Genomic DNA, 19,382 nt, shown 5'->3' with positions numbered 1-19,382 from the left:
GGTACGTCAGTACACGTCGCGGACGTAGCGCTTGTCCGCGGCCAGCTGCTTGACGTACACGGCCGCGCCCTCCTCGCTCAGCCCGCCCTGGGCGGCGACGATCTCGTGGAGGGCGCGGTCGACGTCCCTGGCCATCCGGCCGGCGTCGCCGCAGACGTAGAGGTGCGCGCCCGCCTCCAGCCACTTCCACAGCCGCGAGCCGTGCTCGCGCATCCGGTCCTGGACGTAGACCTTGTTCCGCTGGTCGCGGGAGAAGGCCAGGTCCAGCCGGGAGAGCACGCCGGCCTCGCCAAGCGCGGCCAGCTCGTCCTCGTAGTAGAAGTCGGTGGCGCGCCGCTGCTCGCCGAAGAACAGCCAGTTGCCGGCGTGGTGGCCGCGCGCCCGCCGCTCGTCCAGGAAGCCCTTGAACGGGGCGACGCCGGTGCCCGGCCCGATCATCACCGCGGGCACCGCCGGGTCGGCGGGCGGACGGAAGTGCGGCGAGCGCTGCACGAAGATCTGCACCGGGGTGTCGGGGGCCGCGTCCGCCAGGAAGCTCGACGCCACCCCCTTGCGGCGGCGCCCGGACCGGTTGTCGAACCGCAGTACGGAGACGGTGAGTTGGACCTTCGCCGGGTCGACCAGCGGGCTGGAGGAGATCGAGTAGAGCCGCGGCTGCAGCTTCTTCAGCACGTCCACCCACTCCTGGGCGGCGGCCTTCACCGGGTACTCGGCCACCAGGTCGACCGCCTGCCGGTCCCAACTCCACTTCGCCAGCTCGTCCTTGTTGTCGGGCCGGAGCAGCTTGCGGAGCAGCCGGCCGTCGGCCGTCCGCTCGGCGGCGAAGCGGAGCAGGTCTGGGGTGATCCGGGTCAGGTCGAGGTGCCGGTGCAGCGCCTCGGAGAGCGTCGTCCGGCCGACGCCGGCGAGGTCGACCTCGGTGTCGGGGTGCTGGCCGGTGGCCTCCAGCCACTCCACCACCAGTTCGGGGCAGTTGACCGGCCAGACGCCGAGCGCGTCGCCGGCCTCGTACTCCAGGGCGCCGCTCGCACCGAGGTCGAAGGTGAACTGGCGGACCTCCTTGGCGGCGCCGGGCAGGCTGAGCAGCCGGTTGCCGGTGAGGGTGGCGGTGAACGGTTCGGCCTTGGTGGGTCTGCGCGGGGCGGCCGGCGCCGGGGCGGGCTCCGCGGTGAGCGCGGTCAGCACCTGCTCCAGCCAGCCGGCGGCGGCCTCCTCGTAGTCCGGTTCGCAGTCGACGCGGGGCAGCAGGCGGACGCCGCCGAGTTCGGCGAGGCGCTCGTCGAGGCGGCGGCCGTGGCCGCAGAAGTCGTGGTAGCTGGAGTCGCCGAGGGCGAGCACCGCGTACCGCAGGTCCTGCAGGCGCGCCGCGTCGCCGTCCGCAAGCTGCTGCCAGAAGTCGGCGCCGTTGTCCGGCGCGTCGCCGTCGCCGAAGGTGCTGGTGACGACGAGCAGATCCGTCCCGGCGGTCAGGGTGCCGGGGGCGCAGTCCGCCATCGGGAGGACGGTCGCCGACCGGCCGGCCCCCGCGAGCCGGGCGGCGGCGCCGGTGGCGATCTCCTCGGCGTTGCCGGTCTGCGAGGCGTACAGGACGACCAGGCGGCGGCCGGGTGCGGCGGCGTCGGGTGCGGCGGCCGGCGCCGGGACGGCGGCGGTCAGGGCGGAGCGGGAGAACATCCCGGCGAGCACGCCGTCCACCCACAGGGCGTGGGCCGGGTCGAAGGGGGCGTCGGCCGGCAGCACCGGCACCGCGCCGGCCGGGGCGGTGGCGCCGAGGCCCGCCAAGTACCCGGCGAGATAGCGGCGTTCGTGGTCGGCGAAGGCAGGCGGGGCGGCCAGGTCGGTGAGCGCGAAGAGCCGGGTGAGGGCTGCGACCGCGGTACCGCCCTCGGCGGCCGCCGGGCTGAGGCCGGGCTCCGGCGCCGGCACGGCGGCCGGGGCGGGGTCGGCGACGGCGGCGACCCGGGTGAGCGAGACCGCGCAGGCCTTGAACTCGGGCTGGAACGAGACCGGGTCGACCGCGTCGTTGGTGACCGCGTTGATGCCCAGGTACTCGCCGAACATGTCGTTCCAGTGGAAGGGCGCGAAGCAGGTGCCGGGCAGCACCCGGTCGGTGACCACCACCGGCAGTACGGCCCGGCCCCGCCGGGAGGCGACCTCCAGCCGGTCCCCGTCGGCGGCCCGCAGCGCGGCGGCGTCCACCGGGTGGATCTCCACGAACGGGCCCGGGTTGAGCCTGTTGAGCTTGGCGACCTTGCCGGTCTTGGTGAGGGTGTGCCACTGGTGCTGCACCCGGCCGGTGTTCAGCACGAACGGGTAGTCTTCGTCGGGCAGTTCGGCGGGCGGCAGGTGCGGGCGGGCGTAGAACCGGGCCCGGCCGGTGTCGGTGGGGAAGGCGAGCCGCGGCCGGGAGCCGTCCTCGCGGACCAGCGGCTCCTGGCTGACGCCGTCGTTGAGGTACCGCACCGGGTTGCGGTCCGGGCCGCCGGGGGCGCACGGCCACTGGGCGGGGCCCTCCCGCAGCCGCTGATAGCTCGTGCCGCGCAGGTCCCAGCCGGTCTTCGGGTTCCAGGCCTGCTTGAGCTCCTCGAAGACCTCCTCGGCGGAGGCGTAGCTGAAGGCCTCGGCGTAGCCCATGGCGCAGGCGACGTCGGCGATCAGCCGCCAGTCGGGCCGGGCCCGGCCGGGCGCGTCCACCACGCCCGGGACGAGGGTGAGGTTGCGCTCGGAGTTGACCATGACGCCGTCGGACTCGGCCCAGAGCGTGGCAGGCAGCACCACGTCCGCGTAGGCGTTGGTCTCGGTCTCGGCGAACACGTCCTGGGTGATGACGAGTTCGGCCGCCTCCAGGCCCTCGATGACGGTGCGCCGGTTGGCCACCGAGGCGACCGGGTTGGTGCAGATGATCCAGCAGGCCTTGATCTCGCCCTCGGCCATCCGCTCGAACATCTCCACCGTGCCGGCGCCGGCCTCGGCGCGCAGGCTGCCCCGCTCGATGCCCCAGAGGTCCTCCGTGAAGGCCCGTTCCGCCTCGACCAGGGCGGAGCGCTGGCCCGGCAGTCCGGGGCCCATGTAGCCCATCTCGCGGCCGCCCATCGCGTTGGGCTGGCCGGTCAGCGAGAACGGTCCGCTGCCGGGGCGGCAGATGGCGCCGGTGGCCAGGTGCAGGTTGACCAGGGCGTTGGTGTTCCAGGTGCCGTGGGTGGACTGGTTGAGGCCCATCGTCCAGCAGCTCGTCCACTCCCCCGCGGTGCCGATCCACTCGGCGGCCTTCCGCAGGTCGGCCTCGGCGAGGCCGGTCAGCTCGGCGACGGCGGCGGGCGGGTAGTCGGCGAGGAAGTCCGGCAGCTGCTCCCAGCCCTCGGTGTGCTCGGCGATGAACGCCTCGTCGGTGTGCCCGCCGGCGACCAGCAGGTGCAGCAGGCCGTTGAGCAGCGCCAGGTCGGTGCCGGGGCGGACCTGCAGGAAGAGGTCGGCCTTCTCGGCGGTGGCGGTGCGGCGCGGGTCGACGACGATCAGCTTCGCGCCGGCCTTGACCCGCTCCATCATCCGCAGGAAGAGGATCGGGTGGCAGTCCGCCATGTTGGAGCCGATGACCAGGAAGACGTCGGCCCGCTCGAAGTCCTCGTACGAGCCGGGCGGCCCGTCGGCGCCGAGCGAGAGCTTGTAGCCGGAGCCCGCGCTGGCCATGCACAGACGGGAGTTGGACTCGATCCGGGAGGTCCGCACGAAGCCCTTGGCCAGCTTGTTCGCCAAGTACTGCGCCTCCAGGGACATCTGGCCCGAGACGTAGAACGCCAGGGCGTCCGGCCCGTGTTCGTCGACGATGGCGCGCAGCCGTCCGGCGACGGCGGTGACGGCCGCGTCCACGTCGGTCTCGGCCGGCTCCTCGCCGCGGCCGGTGCGGACGAGGGCGGTGCCGAGCCGGCCGGGTGCGGCCATCAGATCGGCGTGGGTGGCGCCCTTGGTGCAGAGCCGGCCGGCGTTGGCCGGGTGGGCCTGGTCGCCGGAGGCCTTGATGACCCTCCGGCGGCCGTCGGCCCCCCGGGCCACGTCGAGGACGATGCCGCAGCCGACCCCGCAGTACGAGCAGGCCGTCCTCACCCGGCTGGTCTCCTGCTGCGGCGTCGGCACCGTCACGGCTGCCCCTCTCGTGGCCGCCGGTCCGGGCCCCCGCCCGCGGTGGCGGGGTCGCGCCGACCGGCCCGGTGGGACGCTCCCACCTGTGTCCAACGTAGGAAGGCCCTGTTGCGCGGAGGTGTCGTGCGGGGTTCCCCGGCCGTTACGCCTGCCGCACGGATGGTACCTCCGGGTGTGAGGCCCCGGGGGCGGATCGCACAGGCCCGTCCGGGGTCACTCCGCGGGGGTGAGTTCGGCCATCTCGCCCCAGCCGTCGACCGGCGCCTCGACGTAGATGATCTGCGGCTTGGCGGCGATGGCCTGCGGCAGTTCGGCCATCGCGGCCTTGAAGTGCTCGGAGTTCACGTGGGCGGCGCCGGCCTCGGCGTCGGCGAAGGCCTCCAGCAGAACGTACACCTGCGGGTCGTCCACGCTGCGGGACCACTCGAAGAAGACGTTGCCCGGCTCCTCGCGGGTGGCCCGGGTGAACGCGTCGACCCGCGCCATCCAGCTGTCGGCGTACTCGCGGCGGGCGGTGAACTTGACGTTGATCAGGATCACGGCGGACTCCTCAAGGGTGGTGTGGTGGTGGTGCGGTGACGACCGCTCAGCCGAACTGCCGGGCGGCGCGGGTCAGGACGTCGCCGATCCGGCCGCGGGCGGCCCGGTGGGCGGTGGGCAGCGAGACGGAGAGCGCCCGGGCGGGGCCGCCGCCGGAGGGCGGCAGCGGAACGGCCAGGCACATCCAGTCGGGGTCGTACTCGCCGACCGAGACCGCGAGGCCGAGCCTGCGGACGAGGCCGAGTTCGGCCTCCAGCCGGTCGGGGTCGGTGATGGTGTGCTCGGTGAACCGCGGCAGGCCGTGCTCGGCCAGGTAGCGGCGGCGGGCCGGGCGGGAGAGCGCGGCGAGCAGCACCTTGCCGTGGGCGGTGGCGTGCGCGTGCGGCTCGGTGCCGGCCTCGAAGGGGTCGCCGTCGGCCGCGGCCGGCCCGGTGCTCTCCACCACGGCGATCCGGCCGTCCCGGTAGGTGCTGTAGTACGCGGGGGTGCCGGCCGCGCGGGCCACCCGCAGCAGCAGGTCGCGGACGTCGGGTTCGGCGGGCTCCCGCCGCCGGTAGGCCCGGTGCAGGGCGGGGATGCGGGGCCCGAGCACGTAGCCGCCGCGGGTGCGGGCGAGGTGGCCGCGGGCGGTGAGCGGGCCGAGCAGGGTGTAGACGGTGGAGAGCGAGCAGCCGAGCCGGTCGGCGAGGTCGCGGGCGGTGACGGGGCCGGGTGCGTCGGCGACGGCGTCGAGCAGGTCGAGCGCCCGGTCGAGCGACTGCGGGCCGTGCGCGGCGGCGGCGATGGCGGGCTCCTCTCGGCGCGGGGCCCGTACGGGCCGGTCGCCCCACAGCCTGCCCGAGCCCGGGCCCGCCGCCCAAACCCGCCGCACGGTCATTCCGGCGCTGCCGGAATGTGCGGTGCGGGGAGATCAGGCCGCGACGTCCTCGCGGTCCTCGCCGTCCTCGTCCCCGGCCTCCTCGCCGCCCGGCCCCTTGCCGCGGACGTGGGCGGGCAGCGCGGTGGTGCAGAGGAAGCCGATCAGGGCGATGCCGCCGCTGGCGAGGACGGCGACCTTGAGTCCGGTGATCTGGGCGTCCTGGTAGTTGTCGACGATGGCGTCCTGCTCCGCGGGCGGGATCGAGGTCTGGGCCAGGGCGTCGGCGACGCCGTCCGCGGGGACGAAGGTGAGGCCGGCCTCGATCCGGGTGCCGGCCTGCCGGGCCACCTCGTCGGAGATCCTCGGGTCGTTCTTGATCAGGTTGCCCAGCGAGGCGGCGAGCGCGCCGATCAGGATGGCGCCGATCAGTGCGGTGCCGAGCGAGGAGCCCAGGTTCTGGGCGGTGTACTGGAGTCCGCCGGCCTCGCTGCGGTCGGCGGCGCCGACGCTGGACTGCACGACGTTGCCGAGCTGCGAGGCGAGCATGCCCATCCCGAGGCCCATCACCGCCATGGCGAGGGCGAACGAGAGGTCGTTCAGCTCGGGGTCGATGGTGGCGAGCAGCCAGACGATGGAGGCGAGCAGCACCAGGAACCCGGCCCGGACGATGGTGCGCGGTGAGGCGATCCGCAGCAGCAGCGAGCCGCTCATCGAGGCGACCAGCATGGTGATGGACACCGGCAGCAGCCGCAGGCCGGTCTCGAAGGCGTCCTCGCCCAGCACCACCTGCAGGTAGAGCGGGATCACGAAGAACAGGCCGAGCAGGATGGTGTTCTGGTTGAACAGGGTGACCAGACCGGAGCGCAGCGACCGGACGCGGAACAGGCCGAGGTGCACCAGGGTCGGCTTCTCCGCCCTCTCCCGGCCGATTTCCCAGCGGGCGAAGAGGAACAGCAGCAGGCCGCCGAGGGTGATCGCGAAGAGGGTCGGCGAGAAGCCGAACACGGTGAACGGCGGGTTCCGCGGCTCCAGCCAGCCCCAGCTGCTGCTCTGCAGCACGGCCAGGACGACCAGGGCGAGGCCGAGCGCGGAGAGCGCGACCGCCACCAGGTCGATCTTCGGCCGTTCCTTCGGCGGTTCCTCGGCCGGGATCCAGCCGATCAGGCAGAGCATCGCGACCACCAGGACGACCTCGCCGGCGAAGACCAGCCGCCAGGTGAGGTAGGTGGTGACCCAGCCGCCGAGCAGCGGGCCGACGGCGATGCCGGCGCCGGCGAGGCCGCCGATCACGCCGTAGGCGACGGCCCGGTCCCGGCCCTTGTAGGCGCCGGCGACCAGGGCCGCCAGGGCCGGCAGCACCAGGGCGGCGCCGAGTCCCTCGATCACGGACCAGCCGAGCGCGAGCACCCACAGCTCGGGGGCGACCGCGGTCAGGCCGGAGCCGACCGCGTAGACGACCAGGCCGACCACGAACGTGCGGCGGCGGCCGTACATGTCACCGATCTTGCCGCCGGTGAGCATGAAGGCCGCCATCACCAGCGTGTAGAGGGTGATGACCCCCTGGATTGCGGTGACCTCGGTGTCGAAGTCCTCGACGAGCTGACTGATCGACACGTTCATCACCGACGCGTCCAGCACCATGAGGAACTGGCCCGTGCCGAGGACGATCAGCGGCTTCCACCGGTTCACCGTGCCTCCAGGGGGTCTGACAGCGGGTCGGTCAGCCGTTGAGGATCCGGGCCTTCTGCGCCTCGAACTCGGCCTCGGTGAGGATGCCCTGCTCCTTGAGCGTGGCGAGCTCCTTGAGTTGGTCGATCTTGCTGTCCATGCTGACCGGGGCGGCGGCCGGCGGCGCGGGCGGCGGCGGTGCCTGTTGGTAGACCACCTGCTGCGGGGGCGGGGCCTGCTGGGCCTCCTGATCGGCCCACCGGCCGGCCTGCCGCCGGGACACGCGGTTGGACACCGCCGTGGCGGTGCCCGCGACCACGGCGGTGCGGGCGACTCCTCGGATCAGTCCGGGCATGGTTCTCTCCTTCGGTCTTCCGGTACCGGCGGGTGGCCGGTCACTCCTCGGACTCGAGCGCGTCGAGCGCGGCGACGAGGTCCGGCAGCGGGATGCGGCCGCTCGCCACCAGCTGGGCGCCGCCACGGCGCAGTGCGGCGGCGAACGGCGCGGCCCACAGGTTCTCGTAGACGATCAGGCCGGCCGAGTTGCCGGGCTCCAGGGCGGCGGCGGCCTCGTCGAGGTCCTCCGAGCCGAGCAGGCCGGAGGCCGCACCCTCGAAGACCGCGAGGTCGAGTTCGCCGTCGCCGGTCATGTCGGCGATCTCCAGCCCGACGACGGAGCCGTCGAGCTCCTTCTTCATGAACATCAGGTCGATGATCCGGACGATGCCCCGGTCGACCAGGTCGACGAGCAGCGGCAGGCCCTCCCCGGTCATCTTGCTGCCGGGGAACTCGATCACCACGTAGTCGATCGGGCCCATCTCGTTGATTTCGTCGGTCACTTCGGGCTCCTCGGGTGCGGGTGCGGGTGGGGGCTCAGGAGGCCGGCGGCCCGGGCTCCGGGCGGCCGCCGTAGGCGATCAGCGCGTACAGGGCGATCACGTCGATGGCGATGACCAGCACGGACCAGACCGGGTAGGACGGGATGAAGGCCATCTGGGCGAAGGCGTTGAGGACGAGGACGGCCACGCCGAACCAGCGGGCGAGCTGGTTGCGGGCGAGGACGCCGGCCGCGGCGAAACCCTGCGCGACGGCGAGGGCGAGCATCGCCCAGCCCCAGGCGCGCAGGTCGCCGAAGACGAAGCGGGCGTCGCCGACGAACACCTTGGACTGCGCGATCGCCGCGATGCCGTCGAGACCGTTGAACAGGGCGAGGACGCCCAGCATGACGGCGGCGAACATCCGCATGGACTCGCCCTGCTGCGTCGCCCGCGGCGGCGTCGGGCGGAAGCTTCCGGCGGGATAGGGTGCGGTCGCCATCGAGACCTCCGTGTCGGGGTGTCCTGGACAGTCCCCCAGATCAGGGTGCGGTCAAGCGGGCGGCTCCGCACCACCCGGCGCGGGTGACCGGCCGCCCCGGCGGTCACCCTCCGTGCGTTGCGGAGGCCCGGGGGTGTACCGATGATTGAAGCCGGGACGACGTGTGCACCCGGCGCGCGCCCTGGACTCCGGTGGTCGCCATGCCAGACAGCTCAGGAAATCGGCGGCCGCCCGCCGTCGGCGCTCCGGCCCCGGCCGCACCTCTTCCCCCCGCCGGCCCCCCCGCCGGTCCACCCGTTGCTCCGAACGGTGACCCGGTGCTGGCCGCGCGCTTCGCCGCGCCGCCCGTCCCGGGCACCTTCGTCCGCCGCGACCGGCTCGCCGAACGGCTCACCGCGGGCCTTGAGCGGCCGCTCGTCCTGGTGAACGGTCCGGCCGGGGCCGGCAAGACCCTGCTGGTCGCGGACTGGGCGGCGCGGGCCGCCCTGCCCGGTCCGGTCGTCTGGCTCACCCTGGAGCGCGGCGACGAGGCGCCCGGGGTGTTCTGGGCGCAGCTGCTCGCGGCGCTGCGGCACACCGGCATCCCGCTGCCCGCGGACGTCGGCGGCCCCGCCCGCGCCGCCGAGGTGGACCTCGCCCTGCCGGACCGGCTGGCGGCCGGACTGAACGGGCGCGACGCACCGGTCGTCCTGGTGCTGGACGAGTTCGAGCACGTCACCTCCCCGGCGGTCGCCGAGGCGCTGGACGGACTGGTCCGGCACGCGGCAGGCGGGCTGCGACTGGTCCTGATCAGCCGGGACGAGCCGCTGCTGCCGCTGCACCGCTACCGGGCCGCCGACGCGGTCGCCGAGATCCGCGGCACCGACCTCGCCTTCACCGCCGAGGAGACCGGTGTCCTGCTCGCCCGGCACGGACTGGCCCTCTCCGAGGAGGGCGTGCAGGCGCTGACCCGCCGGACGGAGGGCTGGGCGGCGGGCCTGCGGCTGTGTGCACTGGCCACCGAGAACGCCGAGGACCCGGAGGGCTGCCTGCGCGGGTTCGAGGCCGGCAACAGCACCGTCGCGGACTTCCTGCTGGCCGAGGTGCTGCAGGCGCAGCCGGCGGAGACCCAGGACCTGCTGCTGCGCACCAGCATCCTGGAGCGGACGCACACCGGGCTGGCGGACGCCCTGACCGGCCGGCAGGACGCCGCCCGGATCCTGGAGGAGCTGCGGCACGCCAACGCCTTCGTCACCCCGCTCGGGCACGCCTGGTACCGGCAGCACACGCTGTTCGCCGAGATCCTCCGGGTGCACCTGCGCGCCCGGTGCCCGGGCCTGGAGCAGGAGCTGCACCTCCGGGCGGCCCGGTGGCTGCACGAGGCCGGGCGGCTCGCCGATGCACTGCCGCACGCCGTGGCGGCCGGGGAGTGGGGGACGGCGGCCGGCTGGCTGGTCGACGACCTGGCGATCGGTCAGCTGCTGGCCGGGCTGGACGCCGCCCGGCTGGGCGCGCTGTTCGCCCGGATGCCGGAGCAGGCCGACGGCCCCGCCGTGGCCCTCGTCCGGGCCGCGCGGGCGCTCGCCCGCTGGGACGTCGACCGCGGGCTGGCGCACCTGGGCCGGGCCGACGAGCTGATGCCGCCCGGCAGCGGCAGCGCCGCCGCCCGGCTGAGCAGCGCCGTGCTGCGGGTGCTGGCGGCCCGGCTGCTCGGCTCGGCGGACATGGCGGAGAACGCCGCCGAGAGCGCGGCCGAGCTGGAGCGCGAGGTGCCGGAGGAACGGCTTCGGGCGCACCCGGAACTGCGGGCGCTGCTGCTGGCCGAGCTCGGTTCGGCGCAGCTGTGGGAGGGCCGGTTCGAGTCGGCGCGGACGGGCCTGACGGCGGCGGCCGGGGCCGCGGGCGGTGCGTCGCAGGCGGCCGTCCGGCACGAGTCGCTGGGCCGGCTGGCACTGATCGACCTGCTGCTCGGCTCGCCGGCACGGGCGGAGGCACAGGCGGTGGAGGCGATCGCGGAGGCCGCCCGGTGCGGGCTGCCGCCCTCTGCGCACAGCGGGGTCGGCCACCTGGTGCTGGCGGAGATCGCCTTCGAGCGGGACGACCTGGCCGTCGCCCGGTCCGCGCTGGAGCGGGCCGAGGCCGGCGCGGGCGCCCGGCACGACCCGCTGCTGGTGGTCGGGCTGGCGGTGCTGCGGGCGAAGCTGCTGCTGACCTCCGGGGACGCCCGGGGCGCACTGCTGACCCTGGCCGCGGCGGAGCGGCCGACACCGGCCGACAAGCCCTCGCCGTGGGCCCGGGAGCGGATCGTGCTCGGGCAGTGCGCCGCGCAGCTGGCGGCCGGTGATCCGCCGGCCGCGCTGCGGGTGCTGCCCGCCGCGGGGGACGGTCCGGAGCCGGCCGTCGCCGCCGCACAGGCGCACCTGGCCGCGAACGATCCGCGGGCGGCCCTGGCGGCCCTCGACGCGGTGCCGGCCTGCGGGGCGCGGCCGGCGGTCGCCGTCCGGGCCCAGCTGGTCCGGGCCCGGGCCGCCTCGGCCTTCGGGGACCCGGCGACGGCGCACCGGCTGCTGGCGCAGGCGCTGGCCGCGGCCCGGCCGGACCGTCTGCGGCGCCCGTTCCGGGAGGCCGGCCCGTGGGTGCGGCGGCTGCTGCAGGAGCGGCCGGCCCTCGCCCACGCGCACGGCTGGCTGCCCCGGGACCTCGTCGCCGGACTCCCCCGCCCGGGTGACGCACCGGCGCCCGTCGCCGTGGTGGAGCGGCTGAGCGAGCGCGAGCACGACGTGCTCGTCCGGGTGGCGCAGCTGATGTCGACCGACGAGATCGCCGCCGACCTGCACCTCTCGGTGAACACAGTGAAGACGCACCTGAAGAGCATCAACCGGAAGCTGTGCGCGACCCGCCGCGGCGAGGCCGTGCGCCGGGCCCGGCAGCTGCACCTGCTCTAGCGAAGGTCTCACTCCGGCCGGGTGATGACCCGGACGGCCGCACCGGGGACGGTGGAGCAGGGGGTCCGAGGCCGTGGGGTACCGAGGGAGCGTGTGCCCATGCACTACGAGATCCGCGTCGCCGGGACGATGTCGGAGACGATGCTCTGGGCCGGGCCCCCGCCCCCCCACACCGGGGCCCCGGCCCCTTCGTCCGCGGGGAAGGGGGGGGGGTCCGGCAGCTGCCGGACCCGCCCCTCTCACCGGCGTACGAGGGCGCCGGACCGCCGATGTGGCGGTCCGGCGCCTCGGCCGGTGCGGACGGTCAGGCCAGGACCTTCGCCTTGGCCTTCTGGTACTCCGCGTCGGTGATCGCGCCGCTCTTCTGCAGCTCGGCGAGCTTGGCGAGTTCGTCGACGTGGCCGGAGGGTGCCGGGCCGGAGCCGGCCGCGGCCTCCTGGACGTAGGAGCGGAAGTCCTGCTCGGCCTGCATCCGCATCCGCATCTCGCGTTCGCCCATGCCCCTGCCGCGGGCGATCAGGTAGACGAACACACCGAGGAAGGGGATCAGGATCAGGAAGATGCACCAGCCGGCCTTGCCCCAGCCGCCGACCGAGTCGTCCCGGAAGAGGTCACCGAAGATCCGGAACAGCAGGAAGAACCAGAGGATCCACAGAAAGAACCACAGCATCGTCCAGAAGATGTTGAGCAGCGGGTAGTCGTTCACCGTGCGTCTCCCGTCTCGGGCGGCCTGCCTGCCCCGGGGGGTGCGGCAGGCGGGGTACTCCGGATCAACCGTCCCCGGAGCGGGGCGCCGCCGCACCACCCTGCGCGGGTGATCTCCGCAGGCCGGGGCGGGGGGAGACTGGGGACTCCGGGCGCGCCGTGCGCCGGCTCCGCCGAACGAGGGAGCACACCATGACCGCACCCTCCCGTCCCGCCCCCGCGGACCCGCAGGACCTGCTGACCGGTCTCGGCCGGTCGTGGCTGTGGCCGCTGTCCTTCGGAGTGCTGACCGTGGTGGCCGGCATCGTCATGCTGGCCTGGCCCGAGGAGACCACCCGGGTGGTCGCGATCATCATCGGCCTGCAGTTGCTGGTGGCCGGAGCGGTCCGCTTCGTCACCGCCTTCACGCACGAGGACGGCACCGGCGGCCGGGTGCTGCACGTGCTGATCGCCCTGCTGTCGGTGGTGGCCGGTGTGCTGGTGCTGCGGCACCAGCTGCAGACCGTCGGCTTCCTGGCGATCGTGGTCGGCCTCTACTGGCTGGTGGCCGGCATCGTCACCCTGTTCGTGGCGATCTCCAACAAGGCCATGCCGGGCCGCGGCCTCGCGGTCTTCCTGGGCGCGATCGGGGTGATCGCGGGCATCGTGGTGCTCGCCTACCCGGTCGAGTCGGCCGTCGCGCTGGCCAGGCTGCTCGGGCTGTGGCTGCTGCTGCTCGGGCTGATCGAGATCGGCGGGGCCTTCGTGCTCCGCTCGGCGCTGCGCCGCACCGACGTGCAGGTGCGGTGAGGCGCGGCCGGGCGGGACGGTCTGCGGACCGTCCCGCCCGGCCGTGCTGTGCCGGGTACGCCGTCAGCGCGTCCGGCGGGCGGCCAGCAGGGCACCGTCCAGCGGGAGTTCGGCGACGCCGGTGAGCTCGAAGCCGGCCTCGGCGAGCAGTCGGCCGTAGTGCTCGGCGGTGCGCTCGCGGCCGCCGACGTTGCACAGCATGTGGACGTCCCAGGGCACGGCGAGCGACGGCCCGGCCTCCTCGTCCGCGGGCAGCAGCCGCTCCACCACCAGGAGTTCGGCGTGCTCGGGCACCGCCTCGGCGAGCCGGCGGAGGATGGCCAGGCACTGCCGGTCGTCCCAGTCGTGCAGCACCCGGGAGAGCAGGTAGACGTCGCCGCCGGCGGGCACCCCGTCGGTGAAGTCGCCGGGCACCAGGCGGCAGCGGTCCGCGCAGCCCGCCTTCGTCAGGGTCTCCCGGGCGGCCTCCACCACGTGCGGGCGCTCCAGCAGCACGCCCTCCAGGTGCGGGTGGGCGGTCAGCACCCCGGAGAGCAGGGCTCCGTTGCCGCCGGCGACGTCGACCACGACCCGGGCGGAGGTGAAGTCGACGAGCTCGGCGATCGGGTCGAACATCTGGGTGCTGGCGGCCATCGACCGGTCGAACAGGTCGGCGAGCTGCGGGTCCGCGGCGAAGTGCGCGAAGTGGTGGGCGCCGTAGGTGTGCTCGAAGGCGTCCCGGCCGGTCCGGACGGCGTACCCGAGGGCGCCGAAGGACCGGTAGAACGGGCCGCCGTAGAGCAGGGCGAGCGGGTGCAGCGACCGGTCGGCTCCGCTGCGCAGCAGCCGGCCGAGTTCGGTGGGGCGGTGCGAGCCGGTGCCGTCCGGTGCGAACACGCCGAGCGCGGTGAGGTACCGCAGCAGGCGCTGCAGCCGGTCGGGGTGGGTGCCGGTGAGTTCGGCGAGCCGCTCGGTGGTCGGCCGCGGGGCGGTGTCGAGGTGGTCGGCGAGCCGCAGTTCGGCGGCGACGGCGACGGCCTGGGTGGCCCAGGCGCCGGTCATCAGGTGCAGCAGCCGGTCGGCGGGGCGGTCGCCGGTGCTGCCGTGGGCGGCGAGGACGGCGGGGTGCTGCCCGCTGCTGTTGAGCTCCAGCCGCCGGTGGCCGGACTCCGCGCCGGTGCGGAAGTAGAGGACGGTGGTGTCCTCGTGGGCGTTGTGCCCGCCGCCGTCGGCGGTGGTGCGCCCGCCGTCGAGCAGGGTGGCGCGCAGCCCGGCGAGCACGACCGGGTCGGGCGTGGTCACCTCCAGGGCGAGGTGCGCCTCGTTGTCGTGGGCGCGCTCACCGGCGGCGAGGGTGTCGAGACCGGATCCGGGCGGGACGGCGAGCCCGAAGACCTCGATCTCGCAGGGGCTGCCGTCGGCCGCCGTCACCGGGGCGCGCAGGATGCCGACCTCCAGGCTGTCGGCGCTGCGCCCGTAGCGGCGGGCGAGCCGCTCGCGGACGACCGTGCTGGGGGTGACCGGGCCGGCGTGCAGCCCTTCCGCGCGGAGCAGGGCGCGCAGGTCGCCGAGCGAGCGCGGGAAGACCAGGACGGCGGCGTGGGTGAAGCGGCTGTGCGCGGCGACGGCGTCCCGTTCGGCGGGCGACAGGCCGGGCAGCAGTTCGGCGAGGACGGTGGCGGTGTCGTTGGCCGCGACGAAGGCGGCGGCCCGGCGGATGCGGTCGAGGTCGTGCGGATGCAGGCGCGGCTGTGCCGCGCCGGGCGGGTTGCCCATGCGGTGGTCTCCCCCGTGGAGCGGGCGGTCAGGGATGTGTGGTGTGCGGTGAGGTGATGTCAGATGCCGACGTAGTTCTCGGCGAAGTGGTCCTGGTGGCGGCGGGACGTCTGCAGACTCTCCAGCCGGGCCTGCTGCAGGGCGCGCAGGAAGACGGCGCCGTCGTCGCTGCCCGCCGGGCCGTGCAGCAGATTGATCATCCAGTGCGAGAACTCCTGTGCCCGCCATATCCGCGGCAGGCAGTCGGCGGAGTAGCGGGCGAGCGGCTGCTCGTCCCCACCCCGCAGGGCGGCCACCAGGCCGCGGGCGAGGATCTCCGCCGCCATGACGGCGAGGTTGGCGCCCTTGGCGGCGGCCGGGCTGATCAGGCCGGCGGCGTCGCCGACCAGGAAGAGCCGGCCGTACTGGATCGGGTCGAGGACGTCGGAGGTCATCTCGACCGTCCGGCGTTCCACGATCGGTCCCTCGTTCAGCGGACCGTGCCGGTCGGCGCGCATCCGGTGGGCGAGATCGGCCCAGATCCGGTCGTCCGACCGGGCGTCCGGGGACTCGCCGCGCGGCACCTGCAGGTAGTAGCGGGTGATGTCGGGGGTGCGGGCCATGTGGCCGGCGAAGCCGTCCTCGTGGACGGCGTAGGCCACGGCGGCCGTGCTCTGCGGGGCGGCGGCGAGCAGGGCCAGCCAGGTGACCCCGTGGTCGCGGCGGTAGCGGCGGACGGCACCGGCCGGGACGGCCGTCCGGGCGGTGCCGTGGCGGCCGTCGCAGCCCGCGACGAACCGGGCGGAGAGGCGGTGCAGGGTGCCGTCCGCCGATTGCGCGGTGACCGCGGGGCGGTCGCCGGTGAGGCCGGTGATGCCGACCACCGGGGTCTCGAAGCGCAGGTCGCCGCCGCGGGCGAGGAACTCTGCGATCAGGTCCCGGACGAGGTGCTGCTGCGGGTAGACGGTGTGCGCCTCGCCGCGGCCGAGGCTGCCGTAGTCGAGGTGGAACTCGCCGCGGTCGGTGCGGAAGGCACAGGTGCCGTGCTGTCTGCCGTCCTTCAGCAGGCCGTCGGCGAGACCGTTCCCGGTGAGCACCCGGACGGTGTTGGCGGCCAGGAACCCGGCCCGGGCGCGCTGTTCGACGTGGGCGCGGCTCTGCCGCTCCAGGACGGTGCACCGCACCCCGGCGGCGAGCAGCAGGTTGCCGAGGACCAGCCCGGCCGGCCCCGCGCCGACGATCACGACCTCGGCGGTGTCCTCGGCCGCGGCGGTTCCGGGCATGGTGGTTCCGGACATGGTGGTGTGTTCCCCCCGTACGTGTTCCTCCGACAGGCTGTCAGGTGCGGCCCCGCAGCCGGTGACCGGCGGCCCCCGAGCCGCCGAACATCCCTCCAACGGCCGGGGGCGCCGACGGGTTTCGGGTGGCGGAGAAAGGTTTACCCAGGTGGCCGGATGTCACCGCACTGCCGCCGCCGGTTCACCCGCCGTTCGGCGGACGGCGCGTAGCGTTCGCGGCGCGGCCGCACACCCGACGGCCCGCCGCCACGTCCTGGGGGTCACCACCATGCGCCTCGCCCAGCCCCGGCACTACCTGATGTGCCGTCCCACGCACTTCGACGTCGTCTACTCCATCAACCCGTGGATGGACCCGGGCAAGCCCGTCGACACCGCGCTCGCCGTCGCCCAGTGGGAGCAGCTCCGCCGGACGTACCTGGACCTCGGGCACACCGTGGACACGATCGACCCGGTGCCCGGCCTGCCGGACATGGTCTTCGCCGCCAACGGCGCCACGGTGCTGGACGGGCGGGCGCTGGTCGCGCGGTTCCGCGACCGCGAGCGGGCGGACGAGGCCCCGGCCCACCGCGAGAAGCTGCTCGGTCTCGGCCTGGCCGAGGTCGCCACCGCCGGCTTCGTGAACGAGGGCGAGGGCGACTACCTGCTCTGCGGGGACCTGCTGCTGGCCGGCACGGGCTTCCGCAGCGACCCGCGCTCGCACGCCGAGGCGCAGGAGTTCTTCGGCCGTCCGGTGATCGGGCTGACCCTGGTCGACCCGCGCTTCTACCACTTGGACACCGCGCTCGCGGTACTCGACGAGCGGACCGTCGCCTACTACCCGGGGGCGTTCACCCCGGGCAGCCGGGCGGTGCTGCGGCGGCTCTTCCCGGACGCGGTGGTCGCCACCGCCGAGGACGCCGCCGTCTTCGGCCTCAACGCGACCTCGGACGGCCGCCACGTCGTGCTGCCGCAGAACGCGACGGCGCTCGCCGAACGGCTGCGCGAGCGCGGCTTCCAGCCGATCGGTCTCGATCTGTCGGAGCTGCTGAAGGCCGGCGGCAGCGTCAAGTGCTGCACCCTGGAACTGCGGACGGCCTGATCCCGCCCGGGGAGAAGCAGCAGGCAGCGGGGCAGCCGGGGCCCGCCGGACGGCTCGCGGAGCAGGCGGCGGGCCCCGGCGCGTCCGGCGTCGCCCGGGCCTCCCGGCGCGCCCCGCACCGGCTCCGCGCGCCCGGTTCTGTCCGCCGCCGTCCGGCCGTGTCGATCACCGATCAATCCTTTCTGCACGTGATTTCACCTGATGGGGTGGCTGTCGGCCCTCCGGACGGATCAAGGGTGCGTGACGATCTAGTGTTCCGTTCCGGGCACCCGTCCGCCGCACGCGACAGGCGCCGCCTTCCCTTCCCTGAACAGGATCTGACGCTCCGCCATGCCCGTGTGCAGGTGGCGCACCCATACGAAGGAGAACCCTGCCGATGTCCGTGGACGCGAGCCCGGAGGCACCGCAGGTGCAGCAGCAGTCCAGCCTGACCACGGCTGCCGCCCGAAATCTCGCCACGACCACCAAGTCCGTCCCGCAGATGCAGGAGATCACCTCCCGCTGGCTGCTGCGGGTCCTGCCCTGGGTGCAGACCTCCGGCGGCGCCTACCGGGTGAACCGCCGCCTGACCTACACGGTCGGCGACGGCCGGATCGAGTTCGTCAAGACCGGCTCCCAGGTCCGGGTGATCCCCCGGGAGCTCGGCGAACTCGCCCTGCTCCGCGGCTTCGAGGACGTCGACGTGCTCACCGTGCTGGCCGACCGCTGCGTCCAGCGGGACTTCGGTCCGGGCGAGGTGCTGGCCGAGCGGGACACCCCGTCCGACCGGATCCACCTGATCGCGCACGGCAAGGTCAGCCGGGTCGGCAGCGGCCGGTACGGCGACGAGACCGAGCTCGGTGTGATCGGCGACGGCGACCGCTTCGGCGAGTCCGCGCTGCTCGACCCGGACGCCGTCTGGGAGTACACCGCGAAGTCCCTCACCGCCGGCACCATGCTCTCGCTCTCCCGCACCGAGTTCGAGGCCGTGCTGGCCGGCTCCCCCGCGCTGCAGGCGCACATCCACGAGTTCCGCTCGCTGCCCGCGCAGCGGCAGAACGAGCGCGGCGAGGCCGAGATCGCCATGTCGGCCGGCCACACCGGCGAGCACCAGCTGCCCGGCGCCTTCGTGGACTACGAGCTGCGCCCCCGCGAGTACGAGCTGAGCGTCGCGCAGACCGTGCTCAAGGTGCACACCCGGGTCGCCGACCTCTACAACCAGCCGATGAACCAGATCGAGCAGCAGCTGCGGCTGACGATCGAGGCGCTGCGCGAGCGCCAGGAGCACGAGCTGGTCAACAACCCGGAGTTCGGCCTGCTGCACAACGCCGACTTCGACCAGCGGATCCAGACCCACTCCGGCCCGCCCACCCCGGACGACCTGGACGAGCTGCTGAGCCGCCGCCGCGACTCGGAGTACTTCCTCGCCCACCCGAAGACCATCGCCGCGATCGGCCGGGAGCTCAACTCCCGCGGGCTGTACCCGGACCACGTCGACCTGGGCGGGCAGAAGGTGCCGGCCTGGCGCGGGGTGCCGATCCTGCCCTGCAACAAGATCCCGATCACCAGGGAGCACACCAGCTCGATCCTGGTGATGCGGACCGGCGAGGACAACCAGGGCGTGATCGGCCTGCACCAGACCGGCATCCCGGACGAGTACCAGCCGAGCCTGTCCGTGCGCTTCATGGGCATCGACGACAAGGCCCTCATCTCGTACCTGGTCACCGCCTACTACTCGGCGGCGATCCTGGTACCGGACGCGGTCGGCGTACTGGAGAACGTCGAGATCGCGGGTGGCCGCGGCTGACCGGGTGACGGCCGTAACCCGGCTGTACAAGATCGAGTTGACACGGTGTCGGGCCCCGTTCGGGTGCCCGGCACCGCCTCGTGTCCGCCCTCCGATCGTCACCGAACCACCGCCGATGCGCCGTCGCCGGAACGAAAGGCACCAGATCCACCATGCCGGGACCGATCACCCCGCAGGCCCGCGGCGTCCGACTGGCCGGCACCGTGCTGGGCGCGACCGCCGCCTGCGCCCTGCTGACCGGTGCGGCGTGCGGACGGTCCGCCGCCCCCGGGGTCGACACGGACGTCGAGTCCTGCGCCCGGGTCTCCGTGTCGGTGACCGGCGGCGGCGCGGTCGACATCGAGGTGGACGTCCGGACGGACGTCTGGATCGACGTGGACATGGACGCGGTGACGGCCGCCGTCCACCACCCCGGGCAGCCGTCCCTGCCCGCCCATCCGGGCCAGCCCCACCCCGGGCACCCGGTGCTGCACCCCACGCACCCCGCACACCCGGCGCACCCCACGCACCCGGCCCATCCGCCGCACCCGACCCATCCGGCACACCC

The 19,382-nt window shown here is 74.3% G+C and carries 15 protein-coding genes; 5 read left to right on the top strand and 10 right to left on the bottom strand.

Annotated features, from left to right (window positions below; translation table 11 throughout):
- Positions 1-6 precede the first annotated feature (6 nt).
- From IE98_RS0136955 to IE98_RS45425, 7 genes are all read right to left on the bottom strand, one after another.
- Complete coding sequence (locus IE98_RS0136955; protein WP_052391464.1) at positions 7-4,137, bottom strand: bifunctional nitrate reductase/sulfite reductase flavoprotein subunit alpha; 4,131 nt, start codon at positions 4,135-4,137, stop codon at positions 7-9.
- Between the two features lie 213 nt (positions 4,138-4,350).
- Positions 4,351-4,677: a putative quinol monooxygenase gene (locus tag IE98_RS0136950; protein WP_030276451.1), complete on the bottom strand. Its 327-nt coding sequence runs from the start codon at positions 4,675-4,677 to the stop codon at positions 4,351-4,353.
- Between the two features lie 46 nt (positions 4,678-4,723).
- Entirely contained in the window at positions 4,724-5,548 is an 825-nt protein-coding gene (locus IE98_RS0136945; protein WP_234443824.1) for an IclR family transcriptional regulator, read from the bottom strand.
- Between the two features lie 39 nt (positions 5,549-5,587).
- Entirely contained in the window at positions 5,588-7,225 is a 1,638-nt protein-coding gene (locus IE98_RS0136940) for an MFS transporter (protein ID WP_106976814.1), read from the bottom strand.
- A gap of 31 nt (positions 7,226-7,256) precedes the next feature.
- Positions 7,257-7,559, bottom strand: a complete 303-nt coding sequence (locus IE98_RS0136935; protein ID WP_030276446.1) for an SHOCT domain-containing protein — start codon at positions 7,557-7,559, stop codon at positions 7,257-7,259.
- Positions 7,560-7,599: 40 nt separating this feature from the next.
- Positions 7,600-8,022: a DUF6325 family protein gene (locus IE98_RS0136930; protein WP_043176011.1), complete on the bottom strand. Its 423-nt coding sequence runs from the start codon at positions 8,020-8,022 to the stop codon at positions 7,600-7,602.
- A 55-nt stretch (positions 8,023-8,077) separates the two neighbouring features.
- Positions 8,078-8,521, bottom strand: coding sequence for a DUF7144 family membrane protein (locus IE98_RS45425; protein ID WP_052391463.1), 444 nt, complete (start codon positions 8,519-8,521; stop codon positions 8,078-8,080).
- Positions 8,522-8,838: 317 nt separating this feature from the next.
- Here IE98_RS45425 and IE98_RS0136920 point away from each other — a divergent pair, with 317 nt between their 5' ends.
- The gene (locus IE98_RS0136920) at positions 8,839-11,445 is read left to right on the top strand and encodes a helix-turn-helix transcriptional regulator (RefSeq protein WP_052391462.1); all 2,607 of its coding nucleotides are present in this window, start codon (positions 8,839-8,841) and stop codon (positions 11,443-11,445) included.
- A gap of 304 nt (positions 11,446-11,749) precedes the next feature.
- Here the strand turns inward: IE98_RS0136920 and IE98_RS0136915 are convergent, their stop codons facing one another.
- On the bottom strand, positions 11,750-12,151 hold the full coding sequence (locus IE98_RS0136915) for an SHOCT domain-containing protein (RefSeq protein ID WP_030276438.1): 402 nt from the start codon (positions 12,149-12,151) through the stop codon (positions 11,750-11,752).
- Positions 12,152-12,342: 191 nt separating this feature from the next.
- Here IE98_RS0136915 and IE98_RS0136910 point away from each other — a divergent pair, with 191 nt between their 5' ends.
- Positions 12,343-12,939 carry an HdeD family acid-resistance protein gene (locus tag IE98_RS0136910; RefSeq protein ID WP_043176007.1) on the top strand — a complete coding sequence of 199 codons (597 nt, stop codon included), beginning with the start codon at positions 12,343-12,345 and terminating at the stop codon, positions 12,937-12,939.
- A 63-nt stretch (positions 12,940-13,002) separates the two neighbouring features.
- Here the strand turns inward: IE98_RS0136910 and IE98_RS0136905 are convergent, their stop codons facing one another.
- Complete coding sequence (locus IE98_RS0136905) at positions 13,003-14,694, bottom strand: methyltransferase (RefSeq protein WP_030276433.1); 1,692 nt, start codon at positions 14,692-14,694, stop codon at positions 13,003-13,005.
- A 59-nt stretch (positions 14,695-14,753) separates the two neighbouring features.
- A complete protein-coding gene (locus IE98_RS0136900) occupies positions 14,754-15,971 on the bottom strand; it encodes a 4-hydroxybenzoate 3-monooxygenase (protein WP_234443823.1) in 1,218 nt (405 codons plus the stop codon).
- A gap of 253 nt (positions 15,972-16,224) precedes the next feature.
- Between IE98_RS0136900 and ddaH the strand changes: the two genes are divergently transcribed.
- From ddaH to IE98_RS48595, 3 genes are all read left to right on the top strand, one after another.
- A complete protein-coding gene (gene ddaH, locus IE98_RS0136895) occupies positions 16,225-17,049 on the top strand; it encodes a dimethylargininase (protein WP_420706260.1) in 825 nt (274 codons plus the stop codon).
- Between the two features lie 376 nt (positions 17,050-17,425).
- Entirely contained in the window at positions 17,426-18,835 is a 1,410-nt protein-coding gene (locus IE98_RS0136890; protein ID WP_030276427.1) for a family 2B encapsulin nanocompartment shell protein, read from the top strand.
- Between the two features lie 152 nt (positions 18,836-18,987).
- Positions 18,988-19,382: hypothetical protein (locus IE98_RS48595; RefSeq protein ID WP_030276425.1), on the top strand; the 395-nt coding region annotated here is incomplete at its 3' end.

Origin of the sequence: Streptomyces sp. NRRL B-24484 (assembly GCF_000717715.1) — a bacterium.
Taxonomy (GTDB): domain Bacteria; phylum Actinomycetota; class Actinomycetes; order Streptomycetales; family Streptomycetaceae; genus Kitasatospora.
This window is presented reverse-complemented; position numbering and strand designations above follow the sequence as displayed.